General features: G+C 71.9%; 10 protein-coding genes. 3 read left to right on the forward strand and 7 right to left on the reverse strand.

From position 1 onward, the window contains the following. Positions 1 to 26 precede the first annotated feature (26 nt). The 3 genes from rhaI to BKA22_RS02160 are packed head-to-tail and all read left to right on the forward strand — an operon-like array spanning position 27 to position 3,430. Positions 27 to 1,199, forward strand: coding sequence for an L-rhamnose isomerase (gene rhaI, locus BKA22_RS02150; RefSeq protein ID WP_146951243.1), 1,173 nt, complete (start codon positions 27 to 29; stop codon positions 1,197 to 1,199). Positions 1,200 to 1,205: 6 nt separating this feature from the next. Then, positions 1,206 to 2,741, forward strand: a complete 1,536-nt coding sequence (locus tag BKA22_RS02155; RefSeq protein WP_146951244.1) for a rhamnulokinase — start codon at positions 1,206 to 1,208, stop codon at positions 2,739 to 2,741. Between the two features lie 47 nt (positions 2,742 to 2,788). Beyond that, positions 2,789 to 3,430 carry a class II aldolase/adducin family protein gene (locus BKA22_RS02160; RefSeq protein ID WP_146951245.1) on the forward strand — a complete coding sequence of 214 codons (642 nt, stop codon included), beginning with the start codon at positions 2,789 to 2,791 and terminating at the stop codon, positions 3,428 to 3,430. A gap of 188 nt (positions 3,431 to 3,618) precedes the next feature. Here the strand turns inward: BKA22_RS02160 and BKA22_RS02165 are convergent, their stop codons facing one another. The 7 genes from BKA22_RS02165 to BKA22_RS02195 form a co-directional block, all read right to left on the reverse strand. Then, positions 3,619 to 5,262, reverse strand: coding sequence for a methyl-accepting chemotaxis protein (locus tag BKA22_RS02165; RefSeq protein WP_223203389.1), 1,644 nt, complete (start codon positions 5,260 to 5,262; stop codon positions 3,619 to 3,621). A 549-nt stretch (positions 5,263 to 5,811) separates the two neighbouring features. Then, positions 5,812 to 6,513 carry an HAD family hydrolase gene (locus BKA22_RS02170; RefSeq protein WP_218866476.1) on the reverse strand — a complete coding sequence of 234 codons (702 nt, stop codon included), beginning with the start codon at positions 6,511 to 6,513 and terminating at the stop codon, positions 5,812 to 5,814. A gap of 13 nt (positions 6,514 to 6,526) precedes the next feature. Further along, positions 6,527 to 7,483 carry a nucleoside hydrolase gene (locus tag BKA22_RS02175; RefSeq protein WP_218866478.1) on the reverse strand — a complete coding sequence of 319 codons (957 nt, stop codon included), beginning with the start codon at positions 7,481 to 7,483 and terminating at the stop codon, positions 6,527 to 6,529. 79 nt (positions 7,484 to 7,562) lie between these two features. Further along, positions 7,563 to 8,486: an ATP-binding cassette domain-containing protein gene (locus BKA22_RS02180; protein ID WP_146951247.1), complete on the reverse strand. Its 924-nt coding sequence runs from the start codon at positions 8,484 to 8,486 to the stop codon at positions 7,563 to 7,565. Then, a complete protein-coding gene (locus BKA22_RS02185) occupies positions 8,483 to 10,276 on the reverse strand; it encodes a dipeptide/oligopeptide/nickel ABC transporter permease/ATP-binding protein (RefSeq protein WP_146951248.1) in 1,794 nt (597 codons plus the stop codon). Before BKA22_RS02185 ends, BKA22_RS02180 begins: the two co-directional genes overlap by 4 nt. Then, positions 10,273 to 11,214 carry an ABC transporter permease gene (locus tag BKA22_RS02190; RefSeq protein ID WP_146951249.1) on the reverse strand — a complete coding sequence of 314 codons (942 nt, stop codon included), beginning with the start codon at positions 11,212 to 11,214 and terminating at the stop codon, positions 10,273 to 10,275. The genes BKA22_RS02185 and BKA22_RS02190 overlap by 4 nt, the downstream gene beginning before the upstream one ends. A gap of 67 nt (positions 11,215 to 11,281) precedes the next feature. Then, positions 11,282 to 12,811 (reverse strand): ABC transporter substrate-binding protein, encoded by a 1,530-nt coding sequence (locus tag BKA22_RS02195; RefSeq protein ID WP_146951250.1) that lies wholly within the window; start codon positions 12,809 to 12,811, stop codon positions 11,282 to 11,284. Between the last annotated feature and the right edge of the window lie 74 nt (positions 12,812 to 12,885).

The following is a 12,885-nucleotide window of genomic DNA, read 5'->3' on the forward strand; positions in this document are numbered from 1 at the left end:
CGGCGCTCCGGTTCGAAGGAGATCCGATGTCGCACTCCCTGCCCGCGCCCGCCGCGGAAGCCCTGCGGTCCCAGACGATCGAGATCCCGTCCTGGGCGTTCGGCAACGCGGGGACGAGGTTCAAGGTCTTCACCCTGCCCGGCGGCCCGCGCGACCCGTACGAGAAGATCGCCGACGCCGCCCAGGTGCACCGGTACACCGGCATCGCCCCGCGCGTCTCGCTGCACATCCCGTGGGACCGCGTCGAGGACTACGACGACCTGGCCCGGCACGCCGCCGACCTGGGCGTGCAGATCGGTGCGATCAACTCCAACCTGTTCCAGGACGACGACTACCGGCTCGGCTCGCTCACGCACGCCGACGAGCGGATCCGTGCCAAGGCGATCGCCCACCACCGCGAGTGCATCGACGTCATGCGCGCCACCGGCTCGCAGGACCTGAAGATCTGGCTGCCCGACGGCACCAACTACCCCGGCCAGGACTCGATCCGCGCCCGCCAGGACCGCCTGGCCGACTCCCTCGCGCAGATCTACGCCGCGCTCGACGCCGACCAGCGGCTGATCCTGGAGTACAAGTTCTTCGAGCCGTACTTCTACACGATGGACATCCCCGACTGGGGCACCTCGCTGCTGCACTGCCTGGCCCTCGGCGAGCGCGCCCTGGTCGTCCTCGACACCGGCCACCACGCCCCGAACACCAACATCGAGTTCATCGTCGCCCAGCTGCTGCGGCAGGGACGCCTGGGGGCGTTCGACTTCAACTCGCGGTTCTACGCCGACGACGACCTCATGGTCGGGGCCGCCGACCCGTTCCAGCTGTTCCGGATCATGCACGAGATCGTGCAGGCCGGGGCTCTCTCCCCCGACTCGGGCGTCAGCTTCATGCTCGACCAGTGCCACAACATCGAGCCGAAGATCCAGGGGCAGATCCGCTCGGTGCTCAACGTGCAGGAGGCCACCGCCAAGGCCCTGCTGGTCGACGTCGAGGCGCTGGGTGCCGCGCAGCGCGACGGCCAGGTGCTCGAGGCCAACGAAGCCCTCATGGACGCCTACCACACGGACGTGCGCCCGATGCTGGCCGATCTGCGCGCCGACCAGGGGCTCGACCCCGACCCGATCGCCGCGTTCAAGGCCAGCGGGTACGTCGACCAGGTCGCCGACGCCCGCGTCGGTGGCGCCCAGGCCGGCTGGGGGGCCTGAGCGACCATGGCGAGCACGACGGCCCCCGCGGGGGCCCCCCCGGGCACCTGCCGGGTCGTCGCGGTCGACCTCGGCGCGTCCAGCGGACGCGTCCTGTCGGTCCGCGTCGGCCCCGGCACGCTCGAGGCGCACGAGGAGCACCGGTTCCCCAACGAACCCGTCACCGTTGGCGGCGCTGTCGGAGGCACGTTCGGCGGCACCCTGCACTGGGACGTGCTGCAGATCGTGCACGGCATCGAGACCGGTCTGCGCGCCGCCGCGACCTCCGGCCCGGTGGACGCGATCGCGATCGACTCCTGGGCCGTCGACTACGGCCTGCTCGACGCCGACGGCGCCCTGCTCGGCAACCCCGTCAGCTACCGCGACGACCGCACGCTGGGCGTCCTCGAGCGCGTGCACGCGGTCGTCGACCCCGCCGCGCTCTACGCCATCACCGGGCTGCAGCACCAGCGGTTCAACACGCTGTTCCAGCTCGCCGCGCAGCACGGCAGCGCCCAGCTGGCGGCGGCCGACCGGCTGCTGATGATCCCCGACCTGCTGGCCTACTGGCTCACCGGCGTCGTCTCGGGCGAGGTCACCAACGCCTCGACCACCCAGCTCGTCGACGCGCGCCGCCGCGACTGGGACCCGGACCTGCTGGCGGTCGCGGGCCTGCGGCGCGAGCAGGTGCCCGACCTGCGCGAACCGGGGTCCGTGATCGGCACGCTCACCGAGGACGTCGCCCGCCGCACCGGCCTGGCCGCCGGCACCCCCGTGATCGCGGTCGGCTCGCACGACACCGCGTCGGCCGTCGTCGGCGTCCCCGCCACCGGCGAGGACTTCGCCTACGTCTCGTGCGGCACCTGGTCGCTCGTCGGCCTGGAGCTGCCCGCGCCCGTCCTGACCGAGGACGCCCGCGCGGCCAACGCCACCAACGAGCTCGGCGTCGACGGCACGGTCCGGTTCCTGCGCAACACGATGGGCCTGTGGATGCTGCAGGAGTGCCTGCGCACCTGGGCGCGCGACGGCCTGCCCTGCGACCTGCACGAGCTGCTGGCCGCGGCCGCCGCCGAGCCGACGCTCGCGTGGACGGTCGACGCCGACGACGACACGTTCCTGGCCGCCGGTGACATGCCCGCCCGCATCGCCGCGGCGGCCTCCGCCGACGGTCGCCCCGCGCCTGCCACGCCCGCGCAGGTCGTGCGCTGCATCCTCGACAGCCTGGCCCTGGCGTACCGCGGAACCCTCCGCACGCTCGAGCAGCTCACGGGCCGCCAGGTCCGCACCATCCACCTGGTCGGCGGCGGCTCGCAGAACGCGCTGCTGTGCCAGCTGACGGCCGACGCGTGCGGGCTACCCGTCGTCGCCGGACCCACCGAGGCCGCAGCGCTCGGCAACGCCCTCGTGCAGGCCCGCACGCTCGGCGCCGTCCACGGCGACCTGGCCACCCTGCGCGACCTGGTCGTCCGGACGCACCCGCTGCCCACCTACCTCCCCCGCGACGAGCACCGCGCCCTGTGGGACGCCGCCGCCCGACGCACCACCGCGCAGTCCGTCCGCTGAGTCACCGTCCCTCAAGTCACCCGCACCACCCGACAAGGAGCACCACCATGAGCGCTGCGAGCACCCAGATCCGCGAGGAGATCCTCTACTGGTGCCGCGAGTCGGTCCGCACCGGCCTGAACTTCAACACCCAGGGCAACATCTCGGTGCGCCTGCCCGAGCACGAGGCGATCGTCATCACCCCGTCCGGCATCCGCTACGACGTGCTCACCCCCGACGAGATGGTCGTCGTCGGCTACGACGGCGTGGTCCGCGAGGGCGACCTGTTCCCCTCGACGGAGACCGACGTGCACCTGGCGCACTACCGCCGCCGCCCCGAGGTGAACGCCATCGTGCACACCGAGTCGCCGTACGTGAACGTGTTCGGCGCGCTCGGCAAGGACATCGACCCGGTGCTGCTCAACATGGTCCTGTACGCCAAGGGCGCCGTGCCGGTCATGCCGTTCGAGTTCTCGACGAACTCCGCGTTCGGTGAGCGCTCGGCCGAGATCCTCGGCGACGCCGTCAACGCGGTCGTGTGGGCCAACCACGGCCTGCTGTCCGTGGGAGAGGACCTGCCCGGCGCGTTCAAGGTGGCCGTCGCCGTCGAGGCCAACGCCCAGGTGCTCGCCGGGGCGCTCGCCCTCGGCACGCCGCGCCTGCTCGACCTGGCCGAGATCGTCATCCCCGAGGGCGCACGCCTGCCCTGATCCGGCAGGGACGGAGGGGCGGGGCCGCTCGGCGCCCGCCCCTCGGTCCCTGAGGTGGCCCGGAGGCGCGGGCCCGTCGTCGGCGTGGCCATGCGGCCCACTCCCCGCGCTCGGTGGCTCAGCTACTCGTCTCGTCGCCGTCGGCCAGGAGCAGGTCCGTGATCGCGGCGCCCGACGACCGGTCGGCCTCAGAAGGTGAACTGCGCGACGTCCGAGCGCAGGCCGTGGGCCACCTGCGCCAGCTCGTTCGCCGCCGTGTCCACCTGCACCATCGCCTCGTTGGAGGTTGCCGCCGCGGTCGCGACGCTCGTGATGTTGGTGGCGATCTCACCGGCCCCGGCAGCAGCCTCGGCGACCGAGCGGGACATCTCGGCGGTCGTCGTGGTTTGCTCCTCGACGGCCGAGGCGATCGTCAGCTGGTAGTCGTTGATGCCGGCGATGATCGCGGAGATCTCGCCGATCGCCGTGACCGCGTCCTGGGTGTCGGCCTGGATGGCCTCGACCCGGCGGGCGATGTCCTCGGTGGCCTTCGCGGTCTCCTGTGCGAGCTCCTTGACCTCACCGGCGACGACCGCGAACCCCTTGCCGGCCTCACCCGCACGCGCCGCCTCGATCGTCGCGTTGAGGGCCAGCAGGTTCGTCTGCTCCGCGATGGACGTGATGACCTTGACCACGTTCCCGATCTCCTGCGAGGACGTGCCGAGCCGCAGGACCTTCTCGTTCGTCGAGGACGCGACCTGCGTCGCCTCGCCGGCGACCGTCGCCGCCTGCGAGGCGTTCTGCGCGATCTCGCGGATGCTCGCGCCCATCTGCTCGGCGCTCGCGGCCACCGTCTGCACGTTCCGGCTGACCTGCTCGGCCGCGGCCGCCACGACCCCGGCCTGCGTGGAGGTCTCCTCCGCGGTGGCCGACACCTGCGTCGAGGCGGCGGACATCTGCTCGGTGGCAGCCGCGACGGTCTGAGCGGTCTCGGCGACGCCCGCGATCGTGCGGCGCAGCGTTCGCTGGGCGGTGACCAGGGACGTCGTCATGCGCCCGAGCTCGTCGGCTGCCACCACGGGCGGCTCCCGGGTCAGGTCACCGTCGGCCATGGCACCCAGCGCGGACTGCACGCCTCGCACCCCGCGGAGGATGTCGCGCACGACCGCGACGGCGATCACGGTCGCGACCAGCAACGACACCGCGAGGACGAGCCAGACCGTGAGGATCGAGGTGCGGGCCAGGGCCGTGCCGTGGTCCGAGGTGGCGCCGGCCTTGTCGGCCAGAGCGGAGGACTCGGCCTCGATCGCGTCAGCGGTGGCCTGTCCGTTCGTGGCCAGCTCGCCCGTCACGTACCCGTCGACGGCCTCCTGGTCACCGGAGGTCAGGAGAGGCAGGAAGTTCTCCTTGGCCGCGGAGTAGTACGTGTCGATGGCTTCCTGCAGCGCGGCGAACGACTCCGGACTGGAGGCGGCCGCCTCGAGCTGCGACAGGTGCAGGTCGATCTCGTCCCGGTTGGCGTCGATCTTGTCGAGCAGGTCGGCCTGGGCGGCCTCGGTGTCGACGGCGGCGAGCCGGGTGAAGCGGACGCGGTCGCCGGTGAGGGCCTGCGACAGGTCGTTCAGGGAGGCGAGCGGCACGGCGGCCTCGGCATACATGAGGTCCTGCTCGGAGGACAGGTCGCGCAGCCGCACGCTTGCGACGGCGGAGATCGCGACGGCGACGACGGCGACGAGGCCGAGGCAGGCGCCGAGCTTGACGCCGATCGGCCGGTCGGCGAACCACCGCCGACGGGCGGCATCGGTCGTGGACCCGGCCCGGTCAGGGCGAGGTGCGTGGGTCTGGGAGGACACGCGAGGCTCCGTTTCGTCGACGGTTCGGTGGCGACCTCGTGCCGCCACGGTGCCTATCGCTTCACCCGCTCCTGACATGAGAATTCATCCGCCAATTTCTCGATGGATGGCACCTCGGAACGCGAACCAAGAACCATGTCCGCCAGATTCTTCAGCAAGTCTGGCGATATTTTGGATTTGCGCCCGAGTGAATTCGACGCGACGGGGTAGACGGCGTGAACCTCGGTCGCGACAGGTCGCTCACCTGCGACTATCTCCTCGACGCGCGCCCCGAATTGATCGCGGGAACGCGTCGCGCACGGGTCCGATCGCATCGCGCCACGAACGAGCACGGCTGTCTCCTCGCACGTCAGTCGATCCGACGACCGGCCGCATTCGGGAGATCCCGAGGAAGAGTCCGTACCCCATGGGGCGCCTCCCCCGAATTCCGCATTGCCGTTCGGGGCTGCGCGCACGTCCTGCAGCAGGTGGGGGTCAGCGAGGCGTGACCGTACCTGCGCAGGAACGCCTCGGTGGGCCAGAGCTCCGGGTCGACCAGGCCGCAGACGCCTACGGCCGCGCGTGACCGTCCAGCAGCCACCGCACGAGCGCCTGCGGGTCGGCGGCGTCCATGCCGCCGGCCACCACCAGGTCGGCCGCGGCGAAGCGCTCGTCCCACGGGTCGCTCACGCCTGGGATCGCGAGGCACCGCATGCCGGCGGCAGCGGCGGCCAGCACCCCGGGGACCGCGTCCTCGACCACGGTGCACGCCGACGGGGGCACGCCCAGACGCCCGGCCGCCTCCAGGAAGACGTCGGGTGCGGGCTTGCCGGCGGCCACCTCCTCGGCCGAGACCTGCACGGTGAGCACGTCGTCGAGGCCGACGACGTGCAGCGCCGCAGCGATGCCCTCACGCGAGTTCCCCGACGCGACCGCCTGCGGCACGCCGGCCGCGGCCAGCGCCCGCACCATGGCCGCGGTCGGCGCGAAGCCCCGCAGCGAGGGCGTCAGCTCGCGGAACACCTCGAGCTTGCGGGCGGCCAGCACGTGCAGGTCCACGTCGACCCCGAGGGCCGTGACGATCGCCGCGAGCACCTCGTGCCCACCCATCCCGATGAACGGCCGCTTCGCCTCGGGCGTCAGCACCACGCCGTGCTCGGCGAACGCGACCCGCTCGGCCTCGTACAGCAGGCCCTCGGTGTCGACCAGCACTCCGTCGAGGTCCCAGAGCACCGCCACGGCCGGCTCACGGGCCACCGCCACCGGATCCACCCCGATCTCCCTCTCAGACGTCCGTCTCCGCCGCACCGGCCTCACGCGTCGCCCAGACGGCGTGCTCGGCGAGCTTGAGGAACATGTCCTCGAACATCAGCCGGGTGTCGACCCGGGTGAGCACCCGGATCTCGCGTCCGTCGGGATCGGCGACGAAGCCGCCGTCGGGCCCCAGCCGCGGTGCGCGCCGCCGCACCCAGGACGACGACGACGCGTCGGGCTCGAACGCCGACTGCAGGGCCGTGGCCAGCACCAACGGCTGGTCGCCCAGAGCGTACGTCTCGCGGCGACCGCCCAGGTACTCCACGAGCCGGTCCTGCAGGGTGACGATCTCGCGGTACAGGTAGGCGCCCAGCGGACCGGCCGGCGCGACGCGGGCGCGCAGCTCGGCGTCCGAGACCAGGCACTGCCGGTAGGCGTCGCGCGGCACCTGCCACAGCGGGACGGGCGAGGCGAGCAGCACCCGGCCGGCGGTCACGTCGATGCCCAGGTTGTACTCGAGCACGGGGGCGCCGGGTGGGGCGTCGGCCAGCTCGGGGTCCTCGGGGCCGCCGATCCACACGACCGTCAGCCGGTCGGCGATGGACGGCTCGACCAGGTACGCCGAGGCGATCTCGGTGAGCCCGCCGCCGCACACGACGAACAGCGGTGCCGTGGTGTCCTCGCGCAGGGCCTCGGCCACGATGACGTCGACACCGGGCGAGGGCTGCGGGGTGCGCTCGTCGACCAGGGCGTCCTCGGTGCCGACCACGAGCAGGTCGTCGAGGTCGACGCCCATGACGTCGGCGAGCTCCCGGACCCGTCGCGCACCGTTCGCCGCGGCGTGCGGTCCGGGGTCGAACCCGTCGCCCGGCGCCAGGTGCGAGCTGATCACCGCGCGCAGGTCGACCGAGGGCGAGAGCAGGTGGTGGGCCAGCTGGAACAGGTCGTCCGGGTCGCCCGCGAAGTCGTTGTCGACGATCACCCGCACGGACGGGTGGTGCGGCCCGGGCAGCCAGGCCGGCCGGCCGGGGGCCCACCGGGCGGCGGGGGAACCGCCCGGTGGGCGTTCAGGCGACGGCACCGGCCTGCTCGTCCTGCTCGGCCTGGATCGCCAGCAGGCGCTGGCGCTCGGCGCGTCGGCGCATCTGCTCGTCGGGGTCGGGCACGGGTGCGGCCATCCAGAGCCGCTGCGTGTAAGGGTGCTCGGGCGTGCGGGTGACCGCGTCGGTCTCGCCCCACTCGACGATCTCCCCGTGGTACATCACAGCGACCCGATGGCTGACGTGGCGCACCACCGTGAGGTCGTGCGTGATGAACAGGTAGGCGACGCCCGTGCGCTCCTGGATCTCGACGAACAGGTCGAGCACCCGCGCCTGCGTCGACAGGTCGAGGGCCGAGACCGGCTCGTCGCAGATGATCAGCCGCGGCTCGAGGGCCAGCGCGCGGGCGATCGCCACGCGCTGACGCTGCCCGCCGGAGAACTCGCGCGGCAGGCGGCCGAGCGCGTCGGAGGGGAGCCGGACCTGGTCGAGCAGGTCGCGCACGCGCGAGCGGGCCTCGCTGCGCGAGACGCCGTTGGCCGTGAGCGGCTCGGCGAGGATGTCGCCCACCGTCATCGAGGGGTTGAGCGAGGTGTAAGGGTCCTGGAAGACGACCTGGATCTCGCTGCCCATCTTCCGGCGGGTGTGCCGGTCGGCGTGCGCGATGTCCGTGCCGCGGTAGTCGATCGTGCCGCTGGCGACCGGCGCGAGGCCGAGCACCGCACGGCCGAGGGTCGTCTTGCCGGAGCCGGACTCGCCGACCAGGCCCACGCACTCCCCCGGCCGCACGTCCAGGCTGACGCTCTTGAGCACGCGGAACGGGTCCTTGCGGTGGCCGGGACGCGGGTACTCCACGACCAGGTCGCGCACGTCGAGCAACGGCGCCGCGGCCGGGGCGCCCCCGACGGGCGACCCCCCGCCGGGCAGGTAGGTCGGCTGCGGTGTCGTCATCGACGTGCCTCCTGAGCTGCGGGGACGCCCTGCCGGGCGACGAACGTCGGGCGGATGCCGTCCTCGGACAGGATCGCGCCGAAGAGCTGACGGGTGTACGGGTGCTGCGGGTCGCGGAACACCTGGCGGACGTCGCCGGACTCCACGATCTCGCCCTCCTGCATGACCGCGACGCGGTCGCACAGGTCGGCGACGACCCCGAAGTTGTGCGTGACGAGCACCATGCCCATGCCGAGGTCGGCCTGCAGGCTGCGCAGCAGCTCGAGGATCTCGGCCTGCACGGTGACGTCGAGCGCCGTGGTGGGCTCGTCGGCGATCAGCAGGTCGGGCTCGCAGCTGATGGCTCCGGCGATGAGCACGCGCTGGGCCATGCCGCCGGAGACCTCGTGCGGGTAGGACCGCATGGTGCGGGCGGGGTCGGGGATGCCGACGCGACGCAGCAGCGCCACGGCCCGCTCGCGGGCCTCCTTCTTGCCGATCTTCAGGTGCAGCCGCATGGGCTCGATGAGCTGGTGCCCGATGGTGAACGTCGGGTCGAGGTTGCTCATCGGCTCCTGAGGGATGTACGCGATCTTGCTGCCGCGCATGGCGGTCATCTCGCGGTCGCCGAGCCCGGCCAGGTCGGTGCCCTTCCAGAGCACGCGCCCGCCGGCGATGGCGCCGCCCTCGGGGAGCAGCCGCATGATGCCGAACGCGGTCTGCGTCTTGCCCGAGCCGGACTCCCCGATCAGTCCGAGGACCTCACCGGCCCGCACGTCGAAGCTGATGCCGTGCACGACCTCCTTGGTGCCGCCGGCGTAGCCGATGCGCAGCTGCTGCACCCGCAGGATCACCGACGGGTCGTCGGCCGCGAGCACAGCACCGTGGGTCGTGGTGGCGGTGACGGGGACGAAGTCCGCGGCCACGCGGGTCGGACGCGCCTTCTTGGCCCCGGCCGTGCCCTCGAGCGCGTCACGCAGGGAGTTGGCGACCAGCGACAGGGCGAGGCAGACGAACGCGATCATCAGGCTCGGCCAGAGCAGCAGGATCGGCGCCAGGTACATCTTCTGGAAGCCGTCGTTCAGCATGTCGCCCCAGGTGGGGATCGTCCGGTCGCCCAGGCCCAGGACCTCCAGACCGGCCTGGATGGCGATGGCCACCGCGGCGATCGAGGCGACCTGGATGATGATCGGCGCCCGGACCACGCGCAGCACGTGCCGGAAGATGATCCGCAGGTCGGACAGGCCGCTCACGCGGGCGGCGTCGACGTAGAGCTCGCCGCGCACCGACTGCACGGTGCTGCGCACGAGCCGGAAGACCGAGGCCGACAGCAGCACGCCGAAGATGCCCATCGCCCACCAGGCCGAGGGCCCGACGACCGAACGGGCCGCGAGCAGCACGACCATGGCCGGCAGGGCCATGAGGATGCTGGCCGCCCACGACGACAACTCGTCGAACCACTTGCCGAAGTAGCCGGCGATCAGGCCCGAGACGGCGCCGATGGTGACCGCGAACGCGACCGCCAGCGCCGCGCCGAGCAGGCTGAACCGGCTGCCGTAGAGCAGGCGCGCCCACACGTCACGACCCGAGCTGTCGGCGCCCAGCAGGTGCTCGCCGCCCGGAGGGGCCAGCACGTCGGCCAGCACGGCCTCGTTCGGGTCGTGCGAGGTGAGCAGCGGGGCGAACACCGCGGCGAGCACGACGAGCAGCAGGAAGCCGAGCGCGGCCGCACCGAGCGGGTCGCGCAGCAGCCGGCGCGCGAGGGACGGCGTCGGCGCCGTCAGGTCTGGGGTGGTCGGGGTCGTGGTCACGAGATCCGCGCCTTCGGGTTGAGCCAGCCCTGGACGATGTCGATCACCAGGTTGACGACGAGCACGATGATCGCGACCACCACGACGACGCCCATGATCACGGGGATGTCGCCCTGCGTGGTGGTCGAGACGGACAGCGAGCCGAGGCCCGGGATGGCGAACATCTGCTCGATGACGACGGCGCCGCCGAGCAGGCCGACGAAGAGCAGGGCGAGCACCGACAGCGCGGGGCCGGCGGCGTTGCGCAGCACGTGCTCGAGGATCACGCGGCGCTCGGGCAGCCCGCGGCTGCGCAGGGTGCGCACGTAGTCCTGGCGCAGGCCGTCGATCATCGACGAGCGCACCTGCTGGGCGACGCCCGCGACGCAGCCGATGGTCAGGGCGATCACCGGCAGGACGATCGAGGAGGCCCACCCGGCGAGGTCGTCCTGCGGACGCACGTAGCCGGTGGGGGCGACCCACGCGAGGTTGATCGCGACGACCAGGACCAGGGCGATGGCCACGAGGTAGTTGGGGATCGCGGCGCCGACCAGGGAGACGATCTGCAGCACACGGTCGACCCAGCCGCGCTTGATCGCGGCCCAGACGCCGACCACGGTCGCCAGGACCGCGGAGATGAGGGTGGCGAGCACGACCAGCGAGAGCGTGACGCCGAGGCGGGCGGAGACCAGGTCGGTCACCTGCGCCCCGGAGAACCACGAGACGCCGAGGTCGCCGCGGATCGCGCCGGACAGCCAGTCGACGTACCGCTGCAGGAGCGGCTGGTCGAGGCCGAGCTGCTGCGCCTTGAGGTCGACCGCCTCCTGCGAGGCGTTCTGACCGAGCAGCGTGCGGGCGATGTCCGCGCCGGTGAGGTAGATCAGGCCGTACGCGACGGTGCTGATCACGAAGAGCATGGCGACGCCGGAGACCAGCCGCCGCAGGAGGAACTTCAGCACTGAGGACTCCCCAGGTTCTGACGGGTGGGCCGGGGCGGGCGGTGACGCCCGCCCCGGCCCTGTCCGCTCAGGAGGCGGGCTGGATGAGGTAGAGGTACGGCGTCGCGTTGTCCGCGGCCATCGTGACCTCGACCGTGGGCTTGGTGACGAACATGTTGTCGAGCCGGTACATCGGCACGAACCAGGCGTTGTCCGTCACGTAGGTGTTGAGCTCCTGCGCGGCGGCGGCGGCCTCGTCGTCGGTCCCGGTCTGCATCGTGGCGAGCATCGCATCGGTCTCGGCGGACTGCGTGCCGAGCGGGTTGAAGGTCGCGTTGGGCACGAGGGCCAGCTGGGCGAACTGCCAGTCGTTGGCCGAGGCCAGCTGCATCCACGAGCTCGTGTACTTGCCGGCCAGGAGGTCGGTGATGAAGTTCGCGCCGGTGTCCTCGTAGGTCACGGTGATGCCGACGTCGGCCAGCTCCTGCTGGATGGTGGTGAGCAGGCTCTGGTTGATGAGCGAGGACGAGGGCATCGTCAGCTCGAACCCGTCGGCGTAGCCGGCCTCGGCGAGCAGCTCCTTGGCCTTCTCCGGGTCGTAGGTGTAGGCGGTGTCGAGCGCCTCGTCGTAGCCGGCCGTGGTGGGGCCGAAGACCGAGCTGGTCACGGTGCCGTAGCCGAGCTGGATCGCCTTGAGGATGCCCTCGCGGTCGATCGCGTAGTTGAGCGCCTGGCGGACCTTGACGTCGCCGAGGGCCGGGTCGACCGCACCGTCACGGTCGAACAGGATGAGACCCATCCAGTCGAGCTGCGAGGTGTTGACCTTGTAGCCGGCGCTCTCGACCTGGGTCAGCGAGGAGACGTCGGAGAACGTCGCGGCGTCGACCTGACCGCCCTGGATCGCGTTGAGCAGGGCCGTCGGGCTCTCGTAGTAGTTGATCGTCAGCGAGTCGTAGACGTGGTACGAGTCGTCCCAGTAGTCGGGGTTCTTCGTGTACACGTACTTGGAGCCGACGACGGTCTGGTCGGTGTCGAGCGTGTAGGGGCCGGTGCCGACCGGGTTCGTCGCGACGTCGGCGGCCGTGAAGGACGCCGGCGAGGCCATGAAGCCGAGCGAGCCGGTCATCCAGGTGAGCAGCATCGGGTCGGGCGCGGTCAGCGTGATCGTCACGTGCGTGGCGTCGGTCGCGGTCGCCTCGGCGATGTACTGCGCGTTCGAGAGGTCCGGCGTCGCCGAGGCCTGGAAGTTCTTGATGTTCGCCACGACCGCGTCGGCGTCGAACGCCGTGCCGTCGGTGAACGTGACGCCCTCGCGCAGCGTGAGCGTGAGCGTGGTGCGGGCGTCGTCGTACGCCCAGTCGGTCGCGAGGCCGGGCACGAGCATGCCGTCCCCGTCCTGGCGGACGAGGGTGTCGTAGACGGCCTGGAAGTAGGTGACGTAGTGGGCGATCGAGTACCCGTTGACGTCGAAGGACGCCGGGTACGAGACCTCGCCGAGGGTGAGGGTCGCACTCTCGGAGGAGCCGCTGGTGCTGGTGGTGTCACTGCTGCCGCCCGAGCAGGCGGCCAGTGCGAGCATCACGGCGGTGGCGCCGAGTGCGAGGAGCCGTCGTCGCATTCCCATCTCCTTTGATGTGGATCGTCGAGCAGGTGACGCCTGGGTGTCGACATGAGGACCCACGTCACTGAAGG

The sequence above is a fragment of the Cellulomonas soli genome (genome assembly GCF_013409305.1).
Lineage (GTDB): Bacteria > Actinomycetota > Actinomycetes > Actinomycetales > Cellulomonadaceae > Cellulomonas > Cellulomonas soli.